Raw genomic sequence first — 22,550 nt, 5'->3', positions numbered from 1 at the left:
TGCAACAGTCAAAAAAATAAATCGAGGGTGCGCAGCTTACAGCACCGGCGGGCAAGTCACATTCCATGCATCATACTGGGCACCGCTCTTGCGCAGCCAGACGCGGGCGTAGCTGTCGCGGTCGCTCTTGAACACGAGCGCATAACGCTCTTCCGCACGCGCTGCGGCGGCGCCCACGTCGACGGCCGCCAGCGAAAACTTCAGCGCCCGCAACGGGGCGCAGGCCGTATTGCCAGCCATCAGCAAGCGCGCCCGTTCCAGCAGCGACTTTTGATAAAGCAACACGCCTTCCAGTTCCCCATCGGGGACACGCTGCAGCATGCGCACGGGTTCAGCCACAGGCCGGCAGGTGCCACGGTCGAGCCAGGCGTAATACTCCATCCCCGCCTCCTGCCAGCGCGCCTGCTTGCCCTCGCCGTGCAGCACGAACTTGGTGCGCTGCGTCCGGCACAGTGCGCCATGGCCGCGATACGGCGAGGTTTCCACGCTGCCCACCACTTCGCTGCCGCGTCCGCCCACCACGGGCACGCTCTCGAACACGGTGCGCGCAGCGGGCTCGCCCGGATATTGCTGCGCATAAAACTCCAGCAAGGACGCGCGCTGCTGCGCATCCACCGCCACCGCCTCGGCGGCACTGGCAGAGAGGCACATGGCCGACACGACACACAGCGCCAAGGGGCGCACGAAATAAGCTGGCATGTATCCTGGCATGGCATTCCTTCAATCGACGTTCAGGGGCGGGTATCGCCCAAGCGCAGATTATATAGTTAGCAGGAAATACCGGGAGAAGTGCGCGTCAGGACGTGTGCAAGCTGACGTCCTCGGGCGCGACGGGGCACAGCGCACGTTCCAGTATAAAAATGGGGCGCAATCGCTGCGCCCCACTATCCAAGCTGCAACTTCCTCACGCCATCAGCGCTGGTAATTCTTGAAGAAATTCCAGCTGATCACGGTGGCGTCCGGGCCCAGTTCATCGCTGAAGGGCCAGCCGGGAGGGCCGCCGCTCCAAGCGTGGTTCATGCCCTCGACCGTGTATTTTTGCGCAATGACGGCGCCGTTGCGCAGGTACGTGTCGATGGAGTAGCTGCGGCCGTACGGCACCGTCTGGCGCACGATGCTGTCGGCACGGTAGCGCACGCTGTCATTGTCGAGGCCATCGTCGCCGTAGTCGCTGGTCTGCAGGAATTGCTCGATGGTTTGCTCGCCGTTGACGGGATTGACGACGATGTCGGACGTGCCGTGGAATACCATCGTCGGCATCAACCGGCGCGGCGAGCCGGAGCAGCGCCACGCATCCTTGCCCCGCACTTTCGGGTCGAACGAGCTGCCGTTGAACAGCGAGTCGGCGGCCGTGACCAGGCCGGTGGCACCCTTGTACATGCCGCCCGAATGCACCATCACGGCGGCGAACACGTCCGAGTAGCAGGCGGCCATGATGGACGCCATGGCGCCGCCCGCCGAGATGCCCGTCACATACACGCGGCTATCCTGCACCGCATATTGGTTCTTGACCTTGTTCAATATGCCCATCAGCACGGCCGGCTCGCCCGTGCCCCGCTCCTGGTTCAGCGGCAACATGAAATTCCAGCAGCGCATGGGGTTGGCCGTGACGTTCTGGCGCGGATAAACGACGATGAAGTTTTCACTGTCCGCCAGCTGGTTGTAGCGGCTGACGGCGGCCATGCTGTTGGGCTCGGAACCGCAGCCGTGCAGCATCAGCACCACGGGCAGCGGCGTGTTCGGATTGTAGTTGCTCGGTAGCCAGACCTGGTATTCACGCGAGCCCCACAGGCTCGCGTACAGGCCGAAGTCCCACTGCCCGGCGGCAGCCGGCAGCGCAGCCAGCAAGCCGCAGGCGGCAATGAGTGCGGATACGAAGTGACGCAGTTGGTGATGCAGATGTGCCATGCCAGTCTCCTGATTGTTATTAAGGACGAAAACAGCGACAACAAACCAGCCTGGCGCTAACCAGGCTGGCACTTCAACAACCTTTTAGAACTTGTAGCCAGCCTTGGCGATGATCTGGCGCGGCGGACCGTAGAAACCGTCAAGGATGAACACGGCCGGAATGTTGTAGCCATCCGTGCGGTAGCGCTTGTTGCCCAGGTTGCTGCCGTGCAGGCTGAAGGTCCAGTTCTTCGGTGCTTCCCACACGACGCCAGCCGTCCAGATGCTGTAGCCGCCCTGCGCCAGCGTTTCGCTCAAGTCCGTGGTCGGGTAGACCTTGCTGCGGTAGCCATAGCCGACCATGCTGCGCAAGGCGCCGCCGAAGACGTCGCGGTCCGTGCGCATCAGGTTCAAGCCCACTTGCCGGGCGGGCGTATTGCTGAACTTTTGCGTGTCCGCGATGTTCTTGCCACCGCTCATGAACTCGTCATAGTTGGCGTTCAGCAGGGCGAGGAAACCGTTGACTTCCCACTGGCGGTTTGGCCGCCACGAAAATTCGAACTCGGCGCCTTTCACGGTCGCCTTGCCCGCATTCGTGAAGTCGCCATAGAAGCCCGGCACGCCGCCCGGCTGCACATAGCTGGTAAACACGGACAACTGGATATCCTTGTAGCGGTTGTAAAACAGGGCCACGTTGGCGTCGAAGGTATCGTCCGGCGCCGCGTACTTCATGCCCACTTCCAGCGCGTCGAGTTTTTCATCCTTGTACGGCCGCGCCGAGTCCGGCACCACCAGGTTGTTGGCGCGCACGTTGTAGCCGCCCGACTTGAAACCGCGCGACAGGTTGCTGTAGAAATTCGTCGTCTTCGACGCTTCGTAGCGCACGGACAATTTCGGCGAGGTATTGCTGACTGACAAAGATTTGTCGAAATCGGCCGCCGTCTGGATGGGCCGCGTAAAGCCCACGTCCGCAAAAGCGCGGTTGAGCACGATGGCGCGCTTTTCCTCGCGCGTGTGGCGCAAGCCCGCATTGATGCTCCACACCTTGCCCAGCGGCCAGGTCCAGTCCGTGTACAGCGCCGTGCTGTCCGTCTCGACCGTGCTGACGGCGGCCGTGAACTGGCGCCCCAGGAAATTGTTGTAGATGCCGCCGCCGGCCGTGCCTTCGAAGCGGTACAGGCCGATCACGCCGGCGCCGTAGTCGCCGCTGTACGAGGCCTGCAACTCCAGGCTCTTCTGCTCGTCGCGCGAGTCGCCGAACACGTCGGCAATCGGCTGCGGCAGGCCGTCGAAGTCGATGGTTTGCTCGGACGTGCTGCGCCGCTTGGCGCCAATCACTTTGACGGACCAGTCGTTCGACAAGGTGTAGTTGGCCACCAGCGAGCCGCCCCGGTTGTGCGTGAAGTTATGGCCCGGCATGCCGCTCTGGATATCGTACGCATCCGTGCTGGCCGGCCGCCTGAGCGGGTCGAACGCGCTCACGCCCATGCGCTGGAAGCCGCGCACGCCGGACTTGTCATCTGTGGCGTCCAGGCTCAGCACGACGGTCAAAGGGATGTCTTGCGGAAAATAGCCGACGGACAGGCGCGCGGCCGTGCTGTCCTGGTCGCTGACCTGTTCGCCATTGAAGGTGTTGCGGCCGAAACCATCGCGGTCCAGCTTGGCGGCGGCCAGGCGCGCGCGCCAGGTGCCGCTCTCGTTGGCCAGATTGAAGGCGGCCTTGAAGTTGCGCTGGTTGTAGTTGCCGATACCCACTTCCGCCGACGCGCCGTTTTCCTTCGCCAAGGGGCGCGAGATGTACTTGATGGCGCCGCCGATGGTGTTCTTGCCGTACAGGGTGCCTTGCGGACCGCGCAGCACTTCGATGCGCTGCACGTCGAACACGTCGAGCAAGGCGCCTTGCGGCCGGGCCATGTAGACGTCGTCGAAATAAATGCCCACGCCCGGGTCAACGCCCCAGACGGGATCGGCCTGGCCCACACCGCGAATGAAGGCCGTCAAGGTGGTGTTCGTGCCGCGCGACGCGTACACGGTCAGGTTCGGCACGCGCTCCTGCAAGTCGGCCAGGTTCTGGATATTCGCCCGTTCCAGGGCCTTGGCGGAAAACGCCGTGACGGCCAGCGGCACGTCCTGCAGGCGCTCTTCGCGGCGGCGGGCAGAGACCGTCACGGTTTCCATGCGTTCTTTCGCCTCGCTGGCTTCCTGGGCGCTGGCGGCGGTGGCCGGGATGGTTTCCTGCGCCTGGGCCTGGGTGGCAAAAGCGCCGGCAACGGCGAGGGCGGCGGGCATCAATTTCAAAGCAAGTTTCATAGCGTCTCCAATGTCAGGCTTGCCTGCCACCAGGGAAGACGACCGGATGCCAGGATCGCAAGACGTAGCGGTACCCGCGCGCGCAATGCGAGCACCTGCCCTGCGATGACTGTTTCCCGGCCCTCGGCCCGTGCGGCGAGTGGCCTGTTTATTTTGAATTTATAGTAAGGAAGGACTGCAACAAGGTATTCACACGCTGCGCCTGGTCCAGGGGCGTGGCGTGGCGCGAGTTCGCGATGATCTCGATCTCGCACTGCTGAAACTGTGCGGCAAAGGCCCGCTTGCTGGCGACGGGCGTGTAATCCTGGTCGGCCGCCATGATGAAAACGGGCATGGCCAGGGCCTGGAAGTGAGGATCGATATCCCAGTGAAAAATGGCGTCCAGCGCGGCCAGGTAGGCGCGCTTGTCCATGCCCGCCATCTGCGTGGCGAAGCGCTCGACGAGGGCCTTCTGGGCAGGATCGGGAAACAGCTTCTTGCCGATGATCTTGCCCATGGTTTTCAGGCCAAACGTGGCGATCACCGTGCGGCGCAGCCAGTAGGCAAACAGCAGCGCGGCAGGTTTTCTGCCTTGGAACGGTTGAGAATTGATCAGGCACAAACTGGCCACCCTGCCCGGCGCACGGTTGGCCATTTCCAGGCCCACCATGCCACCCAGGGAAAAGCCGACGATGTGCGCGCGCGGCACGTCGAGCTGGTCCATCAGGTTGAAAAGGTCGTTGGCGAAGTCGCCGATCTGCCAGTCGCCATTCGGCGCGGGACTGGCGCCATGGCCGCGCAGGTCGGGCACGATCAGACGAAAGGTACCGCCAAGGGCGTCGATTTGCGGGCGCCAGTCTTCGGCGCAGGAACCGAGGCCGTGCAGCAAGAAAACGGGCTCTGACTGCGCGGCTTCGCCCTGCCCCGTCTCAGTTCCGAGACCCAGGTCGAGGTAATGCAATGGAACATCGGATGTCGTGTGACGCCGCATTCTGTCTCCTTGCTGTTGAACATGCTTTGTGTTCAGGTGCAGGAATATGTTTTCCCGCTGTTGGAAAACATAATACGGAATCCGAATTCCGATTTCAAGTTAAATCGCTAAATAGTTCAAGTCAGGTAATTTAAAGCAACACGCACCAGTTCATCCTCGAGCGCCGCACCCGACAAAAAGGACAGCGAGCCCGTCAGGGTGTGCTGGTTCAGGATGCCCAGCAGCACGGGCGGCACCACCATCATCGCCTGTGTCGGGTTCGGGTGGCGGATGCTCGATGACTTGCTGGCCAGCACGGCTACAGTGCGTTGCGAGATCAGATGATTGATCTGATGCACCCTGTCGCGAAATTGTGCATCCTGCGACGCGCGCGTGATCAAGGCGCGCAAGACGCCGCTGCGCCCGCCATTCACGGCCACGAACATGGCCACCATGGCGCGGATGAACTCTTCCAGGCTGCGCCCTTCCCACTGGCGCAGCTCCGTCAGTGTCTCGACCTTTTCCACCATGTCGGAAAAAAAGCGCTGCAGCAGCAAGCGGCTCAAGGTGTCCTTGTCGCCCAACAAACGGTAAAACGTGCCCACCGAGGTTTCCGCCAGTTTCGCCAGGTCGGCCACGCCGATTTCATCGAAACGGTTTTCCGCCAGTAACTGTTCACCGACCTGTAGCAGGCGCTCGAACGCCTGCTTGCTGCGCGCCTGGGTGGGCTCGGGGGGAACGATCATTTGCGGGAAGGGCATCGGAAAGGAAGGCATGCGGCGTCGGCGTCTCTCGATAGTGGAACCGTGGTTCCGTTATGGGTGCGCGTATTGTAACGCGGGAGACGGACGATGGGTGCGTTCAAATGTGCTACCTGCCCTGCCACTCCATATAGACGTCGGCGCGCTGGTAATGGGCGTCGCCGGCCGGCCGCGCCACGTGGACAAAACCGCTGCTTTCATACAGTCGGATGGCGGGTGCCAGCTTGCTGTTCGACTCCAGGAACAGCAGTTGCGCACCGCTGGCCTCGAAGGCATCGAAAGCCCGTTCGATCAGCCGGCGCGCGATGCCCAGCCCTTGGCACTCTGGCGTGACGGCCATTTTCGACAGCTCGATGCTGACGTCATCGGCGCGGATCAGCGCGCAAGTGCCAACGATCCTGCCATCGAGGCGCGCGAGGAAAATCTGCCCGCCGGCGTCAAGTATCGAGCTTTGCGGATCGGACAGCACCTTGTCGTCCAGCGCCTCGACATAGAAATAGCGCTCCAGCCATGCGATATTCAGGCGCTTGAAGTCGGCAGCATAGGGCGCGGCGTAATCGATGATCTCCACGGCGGCCCGCTCGCGCTGGCGCCGGCAGGCGGCGATCGTCTCGCCGAAACCTTGCGCCTGCAAGCGCGCTTCCGCCCGGTCCAGGCTGGCCATCAGCTGCGGCGTGCCCTGCTCGAACACGCTATCGACGGCCGCGCGCACATCGTCCCACAGCGGCGCCATCTCGCGCAGCAAGGCTAGTCCGGCGTCGGACAGCGCCAGCAGGCGCCGCCGCTCGTCCTTGGCATCCGGCATCTCCACCACCATACCGGCATCGAGCAGCTTGCGTCCCAGCTGCACCACCACCGGATGCGTCTGCCCGATCTGCGCGGCCAGGGCCGTGATCGATGTGGGGCCGTTGTCGCGCAGCAGCAATAACAAAGGGAAACAGCGCGACGTCAGCTCGACGCCAGCCGCCACATAACTGGTATCGACACCGGCATACAGTTGATCGGAAAGACGGCGCAGGCGGCTGGCCAGCATCAGGGAGCCGTAGGTTTGCAGGGTGGAGGTCATGATTAGCAAGATATATGTAAGCAGTTACGTATACCGTAACGTAAACCAGCTTTACCGGTCAAGCGCAGACTTACTCCTCTTCCATTGCCTCTTGCAGCCTGGTCTGGAATACCGCCTCGGCCAGTTCGCCCAGTCCCGGCCACACTTGCGTCAGCCAGCGCCTGCCCTCCTCGCTCGGCTCCACATACGGCGCGTCGCGCGTGGCGCAGGCCAGGCCGATCGCGATGACCTGCCCCGCATTGTCCAGGCCGCCGGCGATCATGGCGTCGATGGGCAAGGCGATCAGCTCGGCAGTCAAATGCGGACGCAGCAGGCAGGCGGGCGCGATGATGGCGAACGATGCTTCCACATAGCTCCAGCAGTTGGTGGGCCAGTGGGCATTTTTCACGCTTTCCAGGAAGACAGCATCACTGAACGTTTCCGAATGGGCTTGCGCCTGCGCATAAAAGGCGGCAAGGGCGACGAGTTGGGGTGGGGAAGTCCAAGTGGGCATAGCGCATGATCCAGAGGGCGCCGCTCCTGCTTGGCGGCAATGGCGGACTGTAGCATGTTCAACCGGCACGCTGAAACACGGCTGGCCCGGGCATCCTGCCGGCATCGCTCTCGCCCTTTTAATGAGGAAATCCATGTCGGTCTACGGCATCACCATCCCCGGCTTTGCACAGATGCCGCGCTCCCTGACGACGCTGTTAGCCAAAGGCGAAGAACGCGCCCAGGCGCTGGGTTTCGATGCGAAAAACCTGCTCGACGCGCGGCTGGCGCCCGACATGCACACACTGGCGCGGCAGGTGGAATCACGTGCACCCAGGCGAAGGAAGCCGTGTGCCGGCTGACGCGGCAAGCGCTACCCCAGCTCGCCACGCCCGCCAACCTGCGACAAGCCGGGGCGCTGTTTCCGGCGTAAAGCCTAAAAGCGCTCGTCGCGCAGCGCCGGCATCACCAGTTCGCGCACAAACGAGGCATTCGACAGGCTCAGCAGCATACGCACGACGGCGACGACGTCATGCACGGGAATCAGCTCGCCTTCGCCACGCGCGGCAGCGTCCGCCAGCGGCACGGCCAAGCCATCATAGGTATTCAGGTAGCCCAGCTGCAATGCCGTCACGGCCAGTCCCTGTTCGCGGAAACCTTCGCGCAAGGCGTCGGCGATGCCGTTCAGGGCGAATTTCGACGCGCTGAACGTCACTTCCGGGCGGCCGCTCTGACGCAGGCCTGACGTGGAGCCCGTGAGTATCAGCTGCGGCTTGCAGCTGGCCAGCAAGCGGGGCACCAGACGCTTGAGCAGCAATATCGTTGCCGTGATGTTGGTATTGACCATGTCGACGATGGCGTCGTCCGCATCGCCGAGAAAAGCGTAGTCATCGCTGAAGGCCTTTTCTTCCCACACACCGAGGTTGTAGATCACGGCGTCCAGTGCGGCAGGCGCTTCGCGCGCGATGCGTTCGACGGCCTCGGCGGGTGCCGCCAGGTCCGCGCCGATCCATTGCAGCTGCGTGCCCTGGCCGGCGGGCAAGTCGACAGGTTGCTGGCGCGATACGCCGATGACGGCATGTCCGTCAGCGAGCAGACCATCCACCAGCGCGCGTCCCAGGCCCCGGCTGGCGCCCACGATCATGATGTTCATGCAGTATCCTTTCCAATGAAGTCAACGCTGATGATAGCGGCGTTGTATTAAGCACAGCTGAGGCTGCTCCCCCTACCCGCGCGCCTGTCACAGCATTTACTCACGCGGCGGAAATGCGTATGCTAGATCTGGCAATCTCCGATAACACACAAGAACGAGACACATGCCTACTTCCAACACCGCCGCAATCAACGCCGCAAGCCGTCCCCTCACCCAACAAGACTACAAAACCCTGTCGCTGGCCGCCCTCGGCGGCGCGCTGGAATTCTACGACTTCATCATCTTCGTCTTCTTTGCCAACGCCATCGGCCAGTTGTTCTTCCCACCGGAAATGCCGGAATGGCTGCGCTTGCTGCAAACCTTCGGCATCTTTGCCGCCGGTTACGTCGTGCGTCCGCTGGGCGGCATCGTCATGGCCCACTTCGGCGACTTGCTCGGCCGCAAGCGCATGTTTACTCTCTCCATCCTGATGATGGCCGTGCCGACACTGCTGATCGGCCTGCTGCCGACGTATGCCACCATCGGCCTGGCCGCCCCGCTGCTGCTGCTGTTGATGCGCATCTTCCAGGGCGCGGCCGTGGGCGGCGAAGTGCCGGGCGCCTGGGTGTTTGTGTCCGAACACGTGCCGAGCCGTTTCACGGGCTTTGCCTGCGGCGTGCTGACGGCGGGCCTGACCGTCGGCATCCTGCTCGGTTCGCTCGTCGCGACGGGCTTGAACACCGTCTACACGCCGGCAGAAATCACCGATGGCGCCTGGCGCTATCCATTCCTGCTGGGCGGCATCTTCGGCTTCGGCGCCATGTATCTGCGCCGCTGGCTGCATGAAACACCGGTGTTTGCGGAAATGCAGCAGCGCAAGGCGCTGGCCACGGAAATGCCCTTGAAATCCGTGCTGCGCAGCCACCGCGGCGCCGTCGTCGTCTCGATGCTGCTGACGTGGATGCTGTCGGCCGGCATCGTCGTCGTCATCCTGATGACGCCTGCCCTGCTGCAAAAGATCCACCACATCGCGCCGCGCACCACCCTGGTCGCCAATACCGTGGCAACACTGTGCCTGGCCTTCGGCTGCATCATCGCCGGCATGCTGGCCGACCGCCTGGGCGGCAAGCGCGTGATCTTCGTCGGCTCCGTGCTGCTGGCCATTTCCACATATATCTTCTACACCACCGTCGGCAGCCGCCCCGACCTGCTGCTGCCTTTGTACGCAATGACGGGCCTGTTCGTCGGCGTCGTCGGCGCCGTGCCCTATGTGCTGGTGCAAGCGTTCCCGGCGCAGGTGCGCTTCTCCGGGCTGTCGTTCTCCTACAATTTGTCGTACGCGATTTTTGGCGGCCTGACGCCCGTGGTCGTGACCCTGATGCTGAAGAACAACGTGCTGGGCCCCGCCTATTATGTAATCGGCGTGTGCGTGGTGGGCATGCTGACGGCGCTGTTCATCAAGGATCAGCGGCAGACCGTGGGACGCTAGACCCGTTCCCCTGCGGCAATCACTCCGGCAATATTCTCCAGGCAGGCGCCAAGTGCGCCTGCCATCCATTCCAGGCTACCAGCATGCATGCCCACCATCCCGCACTGATCATCATCGACATGCAACAAGGCATGGCCAGCCCCGCTGCCGGGAGCCGCAACAATCCCGCTGCGGAACGCCAGATTGCCGCCCTGCTGCAAGCCTGGCGCGCGGCAGGCGCCACCGTCGTGCACGTGCGCCACATTTCCAGAACACCAGGCTCGCCATTCTGGCCCGGCCAACCCGGCGTGGAATTTCAGGCAGCGCTGGCGCCTTTGCCGGAAGAGCATGTCGTGGAGAAAAATGTGCCCGATGCCTTCATCCACTCGGGACTGGAACGCTGGCTGCGCGTGCGCAGCATCAGCAAGCTCGTCATCGTGGGCGTCAGCACCAACAATTCCGTGGAGTCGAGCGCACGCACGGCGGGCAATCTGGGCTTTGCCACGCAAGTCGTCGCCGATGCGTGTTTTGCATTTGCGCAAGTCGATTATGCGGGCACGCCGAGAACGGCGGACGAGGTGCATGCGATGGCGCTGGCCAATTTGCACGGCGAGTATGCGCAAGTGGTGACCGCTGCGGACGTGATCGATGCGCTGTCCCGCCCCTGACCTGCGCCAGCGCCCCATCTTGACTACCAGGCTGTTGCCGGCACACGACAGTCACGCTGGAACAGCCCTCCCACAAGGCCTCCCGCCCATTCCCTGCAGACATGCACAAGCTTGCGCCACCTTCGGGTGGCTTTTTTTCGCCCCGATTTGTCGCGCTGCACCAAATTCTGAAAAGACGTTTCACATCGCGGAATTTCCGACAACAGACTCAGCCAGAAACTCTCTCACTTTTTGAAAATTCATTTCATATCATGAAAAATAATAATTAATCACTTTAAAAACAAAGACTTAATTTAAGTTATATGTCTTATATAAGACTTGAAAATCAATACGGATAAGCCTACTATTTAGTCATGCAGTTCGCATCGACACAGCGGCGCACTCGACGATTTTCTCAAACTTAGTTTTTCTTTAGGAGATACACATGTCCCAATATCAAGACGACATCAAGGCTGTTGCCGGTTTGAAAGACCAACAAGGTAGCGCCTGGAACGCCATCAATCCCGAGTCCGCCGCCCGCATGCGCGCCCAGAACAAATTCAAGACGGGCCTGGACATCGCCAAGTACACGGCGAAGATCATGCGCAACGACATGGCCGCCTACGATGCGGACCCATCGAAGTACACCCAATCGCTCGGCTGCTGGCACGGTTTCATCGGTCAACAGAAGATGATCTCGATCAAGAAGCACTTCAACAGCACCGACCGCCGCTACCTCTACCTGTCCGGCTGGATGGTCGCCGCCCTGCGCTCCGAGTTCGGCCCGCTGCCAGACCAGTCGATGCATGAAAAAACCGCCGTCTCGGCACTGATCAAGGAACTCTACACCTTCCTGCGCCAGGCCGATGCCCGCGAACTGGGCGGCCTGTTCCGCCAGCTGGACGCCGCTCAAGGTGCTGAGAAGCAAGCCATCCAGGCCAAGATCGACGGCCACGTCACCCACGTCGTGCCCATCATCGCCGACATCGACGCCGGTTTCGGCAATGCCGAAGCGACCTATTTGCTGGCGAAACAGTTCATTGAAGCGGGCGCCTGCTGCATCCAGATCGAAAACCAGGTGTCCGACGAGAAACAATGCGGACACCAGGACGGTAAAGTCACGGTGCCGCACGAAGACTTCCTGGCCAAGATCCGCGCCATCCGCTACGCCTTCCTGGAACTGGGCGTGGACGACGGCATCATCGTCGCCCGCACCGATTCGCTGGGCGCCGGCCTGACCAAGCAGATCGCCGTCACCAATGAACCAGGCGACCTGGGCGACCAATACAACTCCTTCCTCGACTGCGAAGAAGTGTCGGCCGACGCGCTGGGCAATGGCGACGTCATCATCAAGCGCGAAGGCAAGCTGCTGCGTCCTAAGCGCCTGCCGAGCAACCTGTTCCAGTTCCGCGCCGGTTCCGGCGAAGAGCGTTGCGTGCTCGACTGCATCACCTCCTTGCAAAACGGCGCCGACCTGCTGTGGATCGAAACGGAAAAACCGCATATCGCGCAAATCGGCGGCATGGTCAGCGAAATCCGCAAGGTCATCCCGAACGCCAAGCTGGTGTACAACAACAGCCCGTCGTTCAACTGGACCCTGAACTTCCGCCAGCAAATCTTCGACGGCATGAAAGCGGCAGGCAAGGACGTGTCCGCCTACGACCGCGCCCAGCTGATGAGCGTGGAATACGACCAGACGGAACTGGCGATCGCCGCCGACGAGAAGATCCGCACCTTCCAGGCCGACTCGGCCCGCGAAGCCGGCATCTTCCACCACCTGATCACCCTGCCGACCTACCACACGGCAGCCTTGTCGACCGACAACCTGGCCAAGGAATACTTCGGCGACCAGGGCATGCTGGGCTACGTGGCCGGCGTACAGCGCAAGGAAATCCGCCAGGGCATCGCCTGCGTGAAACATCAAAACATGTCCGGCTCGGACATCGGCGACGATCACAAGGATTACTTCAGCGGCGAAGCGGCGCTGAAGGCGGCTGGCAAAGACAACACCATGAACCAGTTCTGAGCTTTTGGATTGGCTGTAAAGTGAAAAACCCGCTTCGGCGGGTTTTTTTTCGTTAACCGAACGGCAATCCCGCTTGCTGATGAATGTTAATGCTTGATAGGCATACCGCGAATCGATAGCGCCGATGCTAACGGCAATCGATATCGTTCTACCCGGCCGTGCTGCCATTCCTGTCATTAAATTCGTAAAAATTAATTAATACCGTCGTTTATCCAGCTCGACAGTGTTATTTCACCGCTGCATTGCAGCCCCTTCCTGCATTTCCTCTATTTGCCGATGACAAAGCCTTAAAAAATTATTGATCATTTATTTCTCCGCAAGGTCTGGTCTGGCGAAGCCGAAGATACGGTGGAGCGCGGGATTGCCTGCCGGTCCAGAAGGAATTGATTGGGACGCCATGGCCGGCTGGAAGCGGATGTCCCTTATCCAGTGCCTCGCATCCCTGCTGCCGGGTTTATGCAAGCGGCTGGCTGAAAATTGGCCGCACCGGAAAGTATCGAGGATTTTCCCCGAAACTTTATGTGAAATATCGGCTTGACCGCCCTTGATAGGGTCTCATCCTTCAAGATATGATGACAAAAAAATTGATTTTGGGAAATATACACAATACACCGACATTTCGCTCCCGCACTTAAAAAGCTAAAGCGAAATATTTTGCAACCGAGCGAGAGTAGCTCAATAAGAAACACTCAATACAAAGGACTTTCAAGCATGGCAAATGATTTGGACGAAGTAACCGGCCCGATAAATGAGCAGGGGCGCGACATCAACGTCATCAGCAAGCAGATTTCCGTCCAAGTCGGCACCGGGTCGCTAATATTTGAAATCGCCCTGTGGACCGTCCTTCCGCTGATCGGAGGCTTGGCGCTGCTGACCGGTGCGTTGCCGCAAACGTACAGCTTGGCACTCCTGGTGCTGGGGGCACTGCCAGGCCTGGTCTTCCTGTTCATGAAGATCTCCGCCTTGGCGTATCTGCGCAAGCTGCAGCAGAAAATCCAGGCCGATGCTTCACAGATCGACAATTACCTGGAACAGCGCGTCGTCGTCCTGAACAACGTGGTTGGCCTGGTCGCAAAAGCGATCGACCTCGACAAGGACGTGATGAAGTCGGTAGCAGCTTACCGGAGCGGACAGAACCCCGATGCCGAACGCAATCAGGCATCCCAGAAAATCGACGGGATTTTTTCCCGCATCAGCCTGGCGTGCGAAGCCTATCCCGATCTGAAGGCACAAGCCGTCATCGCCGACGCCATGCGCCAAAACAGTTATCTGCAAAAGGAAGTGACCGCCGCGCGCACGCTGTATAACGATACCGTAGGCATGTGGAACCAGGACGTCTTTGCCTGGCCGACCAAGCAGATCGTTGCGGCGCGGCAAGGTTATACCACCCGCATTCCTTTCACTGCCTCCGCCGAAACCAAGGCTGCCGCCCGGAGCGTCTTCTTTTGATCAACGACGTCCATGAACCATTGGAGCAGTATTCTTCCCATTTCAAAAATGCTCACGCCAGCAATACGTCGGACTTTTTCGAAGACCTCGTGCACCAGTCCGGCGTGGACGAGAACGCCAACATCACGACGGTGCAGGAACTACGCGTGCTCGAAAAGCAGGCCGCGGGCGCCGGTTCCAGCAACAAATGGTGGCGTATCCTGCGCGGCGCCAGCATCGTGGCCGCGCTACTGGCGGCACTCTATATCTACGCCTATCACGCATGGCCATGGCTCATGGTCCCGGCGATTGCGCTTGCCGCTGCGATTCATACGCTCAACCGCATCATCAACGATTCCGACGCGCAGTTAAAGCGGCTGCAGGAAGCCTGCGACGAAAAGCGTGCCGTGGCCTGGGGCCAGATGGTGCCGCTGAACCGCCTGTACGACTGGGATATCGTGGCGAAGCTGATGCAACAAACAGTGCCTCGCATCGCATTCGACCCGTATTTCAGCAACGGCCGCATGGAAGAGCTACGCAACAGCTTTGGCTGGTATGGCAATCTTGGTGAGAACCACTCGATCGAGTTCTCGCACAGCGGCGTACTGAATGGCAACCCGTTCATTCTTGCACGCACCTTGTCACACTCGATGGGCAGCAAGACATACCATGGCTCGCTGGCTATCAGCTGGACGGAACAGTACCGCAATTCGCAAGGCAAATCGGAAACCAGAACCCGCCACGAAACTCTGCGGGCATCGATCGAGCGTCCGATGCCCGAGTACGAAAACCAGACATTTATCGTCTACGGCAACGAAGCGGCGCCGGATCTCGTGTTCAGCCGCCACCCGTCAAAACTCTCCGGCCTGGAAGACGGCTTCTTCGACAAATGGCGGAAGAATCGCGCCATCAAGAAGCTGGAAGAAAAGTCCCGCGATGTCGACGAGGGGCATACTTTTACGGTGATGGCCAACCGCGAATTCGACGCCTTGTTCGATGCCACGGACCGCAACCATGAAGTCCAGTTCCGGCTGTTGTTCACGCCATTGGCGCAACAGGAAATGCTCAAGCTGCTCAAGGATAGTCAAACAGGTTTTGGCGACACCTTCGTATTCGAAAAAACCCGCATGATCAACGTCCTGGAATCGGGCCATATGCGCGCTACCGATATCAGCGGCGCCCCGGAGAAATTTCTTGCCTACGAACTCGCCCAGGCGCGCATGTTTTTCAACGCCTATCACAACGATTTCTTCAAGTCGTTCTACTTCGGGATCGCCCCGCTGCTTGCCATCCCCTTGTACCAACAGCATCGACCGCACTCGGACATCTATAAAGACACGTATTCGCACAAGCCCTGTTTCTGGGAGCATGAAGCGATTGCCAATTACCACGGCGAGGCGATGTTCAAGCATCCCGAGTGCGTCACGCGAAGTATCCTGAAGACATCCATGCAACAGGAGGCCGACGGATCGCAGAAAGTGCAGGTAACGGCCAGCGGCTTCCGCAGCATCGCGCGAACCCACTACGTTTCGGTGAGAGGCGGAGATGGCCGCTCCCATCAAGTTCCAGTGCATTGGGACGAGTACTTCGAGGTCGAGAATAGCGCCAACATGCTGGTAAAGGAAACGGCTTCGCCAGGCAACACTGCTGCGGATGAAGTCGCGTTGCCGCCGGCGTTTTCACAGCGTGGCATCGATGCCGGGAAGACCGTGCTTCGCCGCTCGATTGTTTCGGCGGTTTTGGCTGGTTAGGGCAGCTTCGCGGATTGCAGTGGCAGAAGTTGACCGCTTTAGTATGAAATCATAAAGCTGTGTGCCGGCATAGACGCGGGGTCACATAGACGCGGGGTCAGGTCCGCCATTTGGACACGAACTGTTGCGCTAGGTGCCGTAAAAACATGCTCACTCACAAAGCTGATTAGAACCACGAACGCGTGCCACAGGCGTGCGGGGCTGCCGCGCAGCGGTAGCAGTTGGTCGATTCGGAAAGGGCCGGTAGGCCCGATCCTTCGAATCTCCCACGCAGAGCGCGCAGGGTGAAGCAGAGAATTCGCAGAGCATCGCCCTGCGCCTGCGGAACGAAGTGCTTCTCTCCACGTACAGATGAAAAAAAAGCTACCCGAGGGTAGCTTTATGTTTTTTCGAGAGGGGGATTCGAATCATGGCTGAAAATGCGCATGAATAGCCGATTTCGACGGATATTAACTTGAAGAATGCCCTCAACGATGACCTTAACAAAAAATTACATAAAACACCACGAATTAATGCGAAAAAATATCCATTCGAGCAAAGGATTGAAAATCCTTGTGTCGTGGTTCGATTCCGCCCCGGCCACCAAGAATGCTTCAAAAAGAACGCCAACCGTAAGCCCTGTCTCACAAGAGGCAGAATGGTACGGTCCTCGTTTCGATAGCAATTGTCGCTAGAAATCCCAAAAACTAGTCCTTGCAAAATTGGACACACGCCCATAAATTTAGAAGGCCGGTCCTACTACACCCGGCAGCATGTAAGAGAGCAGCAACCTCCAACCTAAAAAATTGGAGGATTACTTGAACAAAATTAATCGCTTGAAGCGGGTCACTGACTCGGTTCTGAAGCATGCCTACAGCAACACCACGATCTACTTAACCATGATTGGAGCATTGTTTAACGAAGACTACCCCACCGCGCTTGCCTGCCTGAAGGCTGTCATCCTCCGAACTGTATTCGGGGCCGCCATTAGTCGCATCAAACGACAGAAGGATTTCGATGAAAAACCAAAGACCTAGCACTTCCACCCGTTAAGCTTTTCGTGCTCGGAGGTTGAACCTCCAAACCACTGCGCGGCTTAGACAGCGGCACAGAGCGGTAGTGTAGTTAGGGTATTTAGCAATCGACGTGACCAATGATAAATCCACTGTTACCTTTGAGAATCGGCAATGATGACCGGCACGAAGTTGTGTGGGCAGAATTGACTCATTGGTTATCACTTTACGAACATCTCGTCCAGCGTCAACAATACGTTAATGTCGAGGTGAAGGATTCGCCATTTGTTAGTAGCGTACTATTTGTACTGCTTCGTCGACTTGCAGAACTGAGAACGCAAGGCCAGCCGCCTCAGCAGCAAATTTTTCTTTGCCCGAAGATTCGTCCAGTACCTAAGCTTGGCCCCAGCGCGCGCGGTCCGCCGTGATTCGTGAAAAACCCAGAGGTTGATCTGCTAACCCTTCAATTTCAAGCTTAACCCTCTGGTCGTTCAAACTCGCCCCCGCAGGTAAGGCATTTGTCCCATTCTGTACTGATCACGTTACCATTGCAGTCAGCGTCAGTACATTCAGTTCGCTCGACATTCTCGGTTTGGTTGCAAATAAAGCAATGCAACTCTTCGCAAGTCGGCGATTTGGTCAAAAGCGTTGCGGAGCGAGACTGAAAACCATCTTCAGCGCAAGTAGAAAAAGTACAGTTAGAACATAGATATGCGCGACGTTTTTTATCAAAGCCAAAATTCTGCAGCACTGACTTTGGTGTCAATAGGTCTTTGATAGCATTAAATTCACGTACAACGCTTACCTCTACGCCCTCTGCAGTCCACAGGTGAGACGCAGACGAATCGGATAGAGCCTCACGCCGAGCATCTACCCATCTGATGGCTGGCATCAGTGAGTTGTAAATTTTTAGTATTTCGTCTATAAGCATCGTAGCGTTCACCTTTAAGTCAGGATTCACGGAATGCATAATAGAATTGCGCCTTATGCGCAGGGCTTCGAAACTTGTCGCGAAATCCTTGTCAAGTGGGGTAGCAGCGCAACTATCGTGCAAGCGCACGATATCTTGAGCGTCAACAGTTCGAAACTGCGAGAACGCAATATTGCCATCGGGACCCGGTTTCGGCCATTCTCGCGGTGCATTTAAGATCAATAGAAGAGGGCTTACATCAGCGATTCGACCCTTTAGCAGGAATTCTGCGCCCTGATGCGCAATCGCTAAAGCTGTGGAAAGTTTTGTATTCGACAACCGCCAATAAGCGTCTTCTTCTTCAACATCGATCCAGTCTTTGGCATCCTGTAACTGTGTGAGCAGAACTGCCACGATGTCCCAGGACTGATCCAATAATGCGCACCCAATTGCATCGAAGTCGCTCTTTGTCGGTATATCCTTGATCATCTACACCACCTTAGTACGTTGCCAGTCACTTCCCAACTGAACAAGCGTTGGGAAGGAATGGTGAAGCGAAAGAAAAAAGCGTTTTCCCTACTCCAAACTACTACGCCAAAATGGAGTAGCGCAAAGCGGAAAAACAATTTAAATTCAATTACTTACAGATTGCTCAAAATCCTGGCAGGGGGAGGGATTACTATCATAAACGAATCCATTTGGCGCATAATTGTCGGCTATGTTCAGATTGCCGCATACCCCAAAACATACCCTCACCGGCACCTAGACCTTCCGTATTTCACTTTATAAAATTCTAGGTCAAGTCATGTTTCGATATATAAATTTTCGGTTTAAGATTAAAACTTTTTACTAATTTCCGCCAAGCTTCTATTGCCAATAAAAACTGAACTGAATTTATATCCGTAATTTTTTCAACATCGCCTTCAAATACGAACCACAATCCTGCAGAAACCAACTGATGTTCAAAATCAACAGACTTCCTCATTATTAACTCAACCGAGTCTTTTGATTGCTCTATATTATAAATAAGATCATGGTTAGCTTCAGATATTTTAACGGAAATTATTTCATTTTCTTTATATAGGTCAGCAATTTCAACCTTATATTTCTGCCTTCCCTCGCTCAATGACCGTATTTGCGTAAGTTGCCGATCCAGCAATTCATAACCATGGTCAGTACATAGTTTTTTATTGAAATAACTTTCTCGATATACCACCTTATCATCAACATCTTCTTTTGCTAAAATCTTCCTTTCCTTCTCGGCCTTCCACGCAAGGTAATCTTTTTCGCTCAGATCAATCATTTTAACTAACTCGATGCTCTCAAGCGAGCGCTTAAGATAATCCATGAATATTTGATTGAACTTATACCACTCTCCATTTCGGAGGAAGTAGTATGAATTATCATGGAATATAGGAAGATCTAGGACCTCCTTGAGTCCTTTTGTAAAACTTCCAAGTTCATCATTCTGAAACTGGACTCGAATTGAATTAACATCAACAATATCCCTGTTTTCCTCAAGGAATTCACGAATGGCAGAAATTTCCAACGTGTTTCCGATATTTTTCTTATGATATTTATCTTGACCTGGATTCTTGGCTGACAGTCTATACTCATAGTCGTGAAAACTAAAGCAAATCGCTACTCCGTGAACGGAAAATTCTTCAACATTTACCTTCCCCTGTTCATCCCTTAGACATGCAAGCAGCAAACCATCTAAATCATCCCCCAATTCATTTTCCACCTGTTCAAGTTTTGGCAACTGAATTATTTCTTCCTTAACAGAATGAGCGTCAATCTGTTCGAAAACAGATGATAGATTCGACGGATGAATGTCCATATCCATTTGTATGGAATCAGCAAAAATTATATTTTTCTTTCCCCATATTTCCTTATCCGACGCTTTGAGTTTTAAATGGTCTACTGACTCCCCTGGCTCATAACTATCTTTTTGAAATTTCTCGTACGAAGAAACATCTTGTCGTTTGGAACCCGCGAAATATCGACTTTTCTTTAAAAGAATAGTATTTTCGTCAGCCATACGAACTGCTAAATTTATGCCGAAATCCGAACTAATGAACTTAGATAAATAGAAGTGAGCTTTACCTAAACTGATGGCATATATTCTTTCCTCGTTCTTAGTATCCGAGCAAAGCAGAACACCAAAATAAAAATAATTTTTAGGTTCATCCAGTCCATCTTTGAAAAAATCACGGTATGTTTGCCACCACCAAATAGGATTCCCCTCCACCTTTTCAGAAAAGTAAAATTTCATTTCGTATTCTTTAGACTGCAATGTCTTCTGTTCGAAAAGGCCGACCATTTCTAACTTTTGTTTTAGATCATTTAATCGTTCATGACGAATCTTATATATGTTGTAGGTATTGTGCATAATGACCCTCTCGATTCGCATGAGTCTAAAAAAATTAACAGATATGATCAGGATAGCATCTTGCCCAGTAGAAAAATACATAAAGTGTCACCGCGAAACGATGCTTGCAACAAAAGATGGCCAATACTTGTCCACCGTCCGCCGCTCAACTGTTCCGAAATTGTGGCAATGCACCATTCAGCGCCTGTCAACGCGCTAGAGGCACGACTTGGCGTCGGCGATGCTAAGGTCTCTCGCACGAAGCTTTGCGCATAGGACAACCGAAGCGAGGGAGCGAGGGTCAGGTCCGCCATTTAGACACAGACTGATGTATTGAGCGCCTTAGAAGCATGCTCGGTCGAAAACCTGATTAGAACCACGAACGCGCGCCGCAGGCGCGTCGGACTGCCGAGGAGCAAGGGGCAGGCTGCCATACGGACACGGACTCACGCAAAGGTGCAGTAGATGCATGCTCATTCGAAAGTCTAATGTGGGGTGTTACGTTGAGCACGAAGTGCGAATAAGCAGGTGGGAAGTTAGCTAACCGAAGGTTAGCTAACTTCACCTATCCTGCCCCGCTTCGCGCAGCGACTAAACCACAAAAATCGTCGGACACAACTTCGACCAAACCATTTTTTTACAGGTACGAAAGCAAATTTAGCAGGAATGTATGCCGAAACTAGCACGGTAGTTCCGCCCTTTACAGCGACTGAAACCCTTAAATCACCGGGTAATACCTCGGTCGAACCATTTTTTTGCAGGTACGAGAGCAGATTTAGCAGGAATGTATGCCGAAAGTAGCACGGTTGATCAGCGGCAATAGGCAGCGTCCAAGTGGGAACATTTGACATGCATCTGGGCCGACCTTGATCAATGTCAGCAACAAATTTTCATAGTCTGCTGTACGAGTACTACACGGCAATAGCGCGCTTCTCCTCCGATGGCTGCGCCTTTCCGCGTGGACAGAAAGAGCTCCCCACTGGAGGCGGTCAAAACGATTGCTAACAGGTATTGATGGCGTGAAATGCCAGCAGTCGCATGCACATGTGGCGGCGATACAGCAACAGGATCAATGAAATCGGGGCCGCGCCAATGCATCTATCGCATGAAGAATGCGCTGTCGATTGCCCAATTTTTAGCTGCTAAAGCTTCCACGAACCCGCTCCTGTGTCCAGCTTTGATCTCACACAAAGTGCGCGACAGGCTTGATCTAAGTGGCATGGCAGACCGATTCTTGTTGCACCAGTGATTCCAGCATTCGATACTGGAATCGCTTTTTCGGAATAATGATTGCGAGCGCGTTTAGACGAAGGACGAATCGGTCGCAGGGCAAGGCCTGCGGCATATGCCATTCGCCCCGGTGCTGCCGCTGGCATTTTTGATTCACGAAGGGGGACGCCATGAAAGCAGCGACAGCAGAATACCTGAAAGAGCGCCGCGTTGAACCTCGCATGGGCGAAGAGCGCTTCATCCGCCTGGGCGAAGTGCTGGCAACCTGCGGCAAGTCGCGCAGCAGCGTTTATGCGGGCATCAAGGAAGGCACCTTCCCTGCCCCCGTCAAGCTGCAGGGACGCTCCTCTGCATGGCTCAGGAGCGAGGTGCTACGCTGGATGCAAGCGTGTATCGAGGCCCGCAGACCTGCAGACACGGTATGCTCGATAATCGACACTTCATCAAGCACCAGGCCAATCGGCAACAAAGGGACCAGAGCCGAATGAAGCCGGGAAATATCGGGATACCTGCGGCATAGCGCCGTTCACTTCCGACGCTGCGCCACCCTGGCATCCCTCATGGCCTCATTCAAATCATCTTCATCAATGCCCAATCCAAGGCAGCCAAAGATGCTGTCGGCACAGTAGTCGTACAGCAAATCAATCACCTCTGCGCTGCGCTCCTTCTGGATTTTCTCCAGCATGACCTGCATGTCGCTTCGCACGGTTTCGTCGGCCTCGACGCGGCTCAGCGCCGGGAATACAAGGCCGTGCAACCGCTCCAGCGCTTGCCTGCCAACCTGGCTTACGCAGCGCTCTACCTTTCTATCATCCATGGCAACTGGAAGCAGGCAATGCCGCCTGACGGGCTTCGGTGGACGCATATGGGCCGCGTCGAACTCTGTGCGCGGATCCAGCCCGTCATGCAGCATCTGGCGGGCGACTGCGCGGCGGCATCGAGCAAGCGCCGACGAGACTTCCGGATAGTGGCCGAATGTCAGGGCATTTTCCTTGCCGTCCTTCTGGCGAAATTTCATGCGCCAGACCTTCGAGCCAGTCGGCATGACTTCAACATACAGGCCGTAGCCGTCGAATAACCTGAATGGTTTGTCCCCAGGCTCGGCCTGTATCAGCTGTTGCTCTGTCAGAGGTTCAATTCGTCTTGGCATG

General features: G+C 56.8%; 19 protein-coding genes. 8 read left to right on the top strand and 11 right to left on the bottom strand.

Annotation, left to right across the window (positions count from 1 at the left end; all coding sequences use genetic code 11):
• Positions 1–36 precede the first annotated feature (36 nt).
• The 7 genes from SKZ59_RS16755 to SKZ59_RS16725 all read right to left on the bottom strand — a co-directional run bounded on the left by SKZ59_RS16755 (position 37) and on the right by SKZ59_RS16725 (position 7,466).
• Positions 37–699, bottom strand: coding sequence for a hypothetical protein (locus SKZ59_RS16755; protein ID WP_319992390.1), 663 nt, complete (start codon positions 697–699; stop codon positions 37–39).
• A gap of 213 nt (positions 700–912) precedes the next feature.
• On the bottom strand, positions 913–1,908 hold the full coding sequence (locus SKZ59_RS16750; RefSeq protein WP_319992389.1) for a PHB depolymerase family esterase: 996 nt from the start codon (positions 1,906–1,908) through the stop codon (positions 913–915).
• 84 nt (positions 1,909–1,992) lie between these two features.
• A complete protein-coding gene (locus tag SKZ59_RS16745; protein ID WP_319992388.1) occupies positions 1,993–4,197 on the bottom strand; it encodes a TonB-dependent receptor in 2,205 nt (734 codons plus the stop codon).
• 148 nt (positions 4,198–4,345) lie between these two features.
• Complete coding sequence (locus SKZ59_RS16740) at positions 4,346–5,167, bottom strand: alpha/beta fold hydrolase (RefSeq protein ID WP_219329527.1); 822 nt, start codon at positions 5,165–5,167, stop codon at positions 4,346–4,348.
• 116 nt (positions 5,168–5,283) lie between these two features.
• The gene (locus SKZ59_RS16735) at positions 5,284–5,922 is read right to left on the bottom strand and encodes a TetR/AcrR family transcriptional regulator (protein ID WP_035825265.1); all 639 of its coding nucleotides are present in this window, start codon (positions 5,920–5,922) and stop codon (positions 5,284–5,286) included.
• A gap of 94 nt (positions 5,923–6,016) precedes the next feature.
• Entirely contained in the window at positions 6,017–6,973 is a 957-nt protein-coding gene (locus SKZ59_RS16730; protein ID WP_319992387.1) for a bifunctional helix-turn-helix transcriptional regulator/GNAT family N-acetyltransferase, read from the bottom strand.
• Positions 6,974–7,043: 70 nt separating this feature from the next.
• Positions 7,044–7,466, bottom strand: coding sequence for a hypothetical protein (locus SKZ59_RS16725; protein ID WP_319992386.1), 423 nt, complete (start codon positions 7,464–7,466; stop codon positions 7,044–7,046).
• A 133-nt stretch (positions 7,467–7,599) separates the two neighbouring features.
• Between SKZ59_RS16725 and SKZ59_RS16720 the strand changes: the two genes are divergently transcribed.
• Complete coding sequence (locus SKZ59_RS16720; RefSeq protein WP_219329524.1) at positions 7,600–7,806, top strand: DUF1993 family protein; 207 nt, start codon at positions 7,600–7,602, stop codon at positions 7,804–7,806.
• 74 nt (positions 7,807–7,880) lie between these two features.
• On the opposite strand, the gene SKZ59_RS16715 is transcribed toward SKZ59_RS16720, so the two are convergent.
• Positions 7,881–8,597, bottom strand: coding sequence for an SDR family oxidoreductase (locus SKZ59_RS16715; RefSeq protein WP_319992385.1), 717 nt, complete (start codon positions 8,595–8,597; stop codon positions 7,881–7,883).
• Positions 8,598–8,760: 163 nt separating this feature from the next.
• Between SKZ59_RS16715 and SKZ59_RS16710 the strand changes: the two genes are divergently transcribed.
• The 6 genes from SKZ59_RS16710 to SKZ59_RS16685 all read left to right on the top strand — a co-directional run bounded on the left by SKZ59_RS16710 (position 8,761) and on the right by SKZ59_RS16685 (position 16,912).
• Positions 8,761–10,065, top strand: coding sequence for an MFS transporter (locus SKZ59_RS16710; RefSeq protein WP_034760055.1), 1,305 nt, complete (start codon positions 8,761–8,763; stop codon positions 10,063–10,065).
• Between the two features lie 83 nt (positions 10,066–10,148).
• Positions 10,149–10,712: a cysteine hydrolase family protein gene (locus SKZ59_RS16705; RefSeq protein ID WP_319992384.1), complete on the top strand. Its 564-nt coding sequence runs from the start codon at positions 10,149–10,151 to the stop codon at positions 10,710–10,712.
• A 424-nt stretch (positions 10,713–11,136) separates the two neighbouring features.
• On the top strand, positions 11,137–12,717 hold the full coding sequence (locus SKZ59_RS16700; RefSeq protein WP_072454323.1) for an isocitrate lyase: 1,581 nt from the start codon (positions 11,137–11,139) through the stop codon (positions 12,715–12,717).
• A 711-nt stretch (positions 12,718–13,428) separates the two neighbouring features.
• Complete coding sequence (locus SKZ59_RS16695; RefSeq protein WP_046685382.1) at positions 13,429–14,166, top strand: LemA family protein; 738 nt, start codon at positions 13,429–13,431, stop codon at positions 14,164–14,166.
• Entirely contained in the window at positions 14,163–15,896 is a 1,734-nt protein-coding gene (locus SKZ59_RS16690; RefSeq protein WP_319992383.1) for an MAG1210 family protein, read from the top strand. Before SKZ59_RS16695 ends, SKZ59_RS16690 begins: the two co-directional genes overlap by 4 nt.
• A gap of 797 nt (positions 15,897–16,693) precedes the next feature.
• Positions 16,694–16,912, top strand: coding sequence for a hypothetical protein (locus SKZ59_RS16685; protein WP_319992382.1), 219 nt, complete (start codon positions 16,694–16,696; stop codon positions 16,910–16,912).
• Between the two features lie 451 nt (positions 16,913–17,363).
• Here SKZ59_RS16685 and SKZ59_RS16680 read toward each other — a convergent pair whose 3' ends face one another.
• Both SKZ59_RS16680 and SKZ59_RS16675 read right to left on the bottom strand, forming a co-directional pair.
• Positions 17,364–18,287, bottom strand: coding sequence for a hypothetical protein (locus SKZ59_RS16680; protein ID WP_319992381.1), 924 nt, complete (start codon positions 18,285–18,287; stop codon positions 17,364–17,366).
• Positions 18,288–18,591: 304 nt separating this feature from the next.
• Entirely contained in the window at positions 18,592–20,190 is a 1,599-nt protein-coding gene (locus SKZ59_RS16675) for a DUF6119 family protein (protein WP_319992380.1), read from the bottom strand.
• A 1,379-nt stretch (positions 20,191–21,569) separates the two neighbouring features.
• On the opposite strand from SKZ59_RS16675, the gene SKZ59_RS16670 reads away from it, so the two are divergent.
• Positions 21,570–21,887, top strand: coding sequence for a helix-turn-helix transcriptional regulator (locus SKZ59_RS16670; protein ID WP_217635092.1), 318 nt, complete (start codon positions 21,570–21,572; stop codon positions 21,885–21,887).
• A gap of 38 nt (positions 21,888–21,925) precedes the next feature.
• Here SKZ59_RS16670 and SKZ59_RS16665 read toward each other — a convergent pair whose 3' ends face one another.
• Entirely contained in the window at positions 21,926–22,549 is a 624-nt protein-coding gene (locus SKZ59_RS16665) for a DUF4102 domain-containing protein (protein WP_175539367.1), read from the bottom strand.
• Position 22,550 lies beyond the last annotated feature (1 nt).

It is taken from the genome of Janthinobacterium sp. GMG2 (assembly GCF_033949445.1).
GTDB lineage: Bacteria > Pseudomonadota > Gammaproteobacteria > Burkholderiales > Burkholderiaceae_D > Janthinobacterium > Janthinobacterium aestuarii.
The sequence above is the reverse complement of the archived record's forward strand: the minus strand, read 5'-3'. Positions and strand labels throughout refer to the sequence as shown.

What these genes read in the sequence shown, in the direction of transcription:
- SKZ59_RS16755 (WP_319992390.1), bottom strand. Translation starts at nt 699, where the DNA reads ATGCCAGCTTATTTCGTGCGCCCCTTGGCGCTGTGTGTCGTGTCGGCC.
- SKZ59_RS16750 (WP_319992389.1), bottom strand. Translation starts at nt 1,908, where the DNA reads ATGGCACATCTGCATCACCAACTGCGTCACTTCGTATCCGCACTCATT.
- SKZ59_RS16745 (WP_319992388.1), bottom strand. Translation starts at nt 4,197, where the DNA reads ATGAAACTTGCTTTGAAATTGATGCCCGCCGCCCTCGCCGTTGCCGGC.
- SKZ59_RS16740 (WP_219329527.1), bottom strand. Translation starts at nt 5,167, where the DNA reads ATGCGGCGTCACACGACATCCGATGTTCCATTGCATTACCTCGACCTG.
- SKZ59_RS16735 (WP_035825265.1), bottom strand. Translation starts at nt 5,922, where the DNA reads ATGCCTTCCTTTCCGATGCCCTTCCCGCAAATGATCGTTCCCCCCGAG.
- SKZ59_RS16730 (WP_319992387.1), bottom strand. Translation starts at nt 6,973, where the DNA reads ATGACCTCCACCCTGCAAACCTACGGCTCCCTGATGCTGGCCAGCCGC.
- SKZ59_RS16725 (WP_319992386.1), bottom strand. Translation starts at nt 7,466, where the DNA reads ATGCCCACTTGGACTTCCCCACCCCAACTCGTCGCCCTTGCCGCCTTT.
- SKZ59_RS16720 (WP_219329524.1), top strand. Translation starts at nt 7,600, where the DNA reads ATGTCGGTCTACGGCATCACCATCCCCGGCTTTGCACAGATGCCGCGC.
- SKZ59_RS16715 (WP_319992385.1), bottom strand. Translation starts at nt 8,597, where the DNA reads ATGAACATCATGATCGTGGGCGCCAGCCGGGGCCTGGGACGCGCGCTG.
- SKZ59_RS16710 (WP_034760055.1), top strand. Translation starts at nt 8,761, where the DNA reads ATGCCTACTTCCAACACCGCCGCAATCAACGCCGCAAGCCGTCCCCTC.
- SKZ59_RS16705 (WP_319992384.1), top strand. Translation starts at nt 10,149, where the DNA reads ATGCATGCCCACCATCCCGCACTGATCATCATCGACATGCAACAAGGC.
- SKZ59_RS16700 (WP_072454323.1), top strand. Translation starts at nt 11,137, where the DNA reads ATGTCCCAATATCAAGACGACATCAAGGCTGTTGCCGGTTTGAAAGAC.
- SKZ59_RS16695 (WP_046685382.1), top strand. Translation starts at nt 13,429, where the DNA reads ATGGCAAATGATTTGGACGAAGTAACCGGCCCGATAAATGAGCAGGGG.
- SKZ59_RS16680 (WP_319992381.1), bottom strand. Translation starts at nt 18,287, where the DNA reads ATGATCAAGGATATACCGACAAAGAGCGACTTCGATGCAATTGGGTGC.
- SKZ59_RS16675 (WP_319992380.1), bottom strand. Translation starts at nt 20,190, where the DNA reads ATGCACAATACCTACAACATATATAAGATTCGTCATGAACGATTAAAT.
- SKZ59_RS16670 (WP_217635092.1), top strand. Translation starts at nt 21,570, where the DNA reads ATGAAAGCAGCGACAGCAGAATACCTGAAAGAGCGCCGCGTTGAACCT.
- SKZ59_RS16665 (WP_175539367.1), bottom strand. Translation starts at nt 22,549, where the DNA reads ATGCCAAGACGAATTGAACCTCTGACAGAGCAACAGCTGATACAGGCC.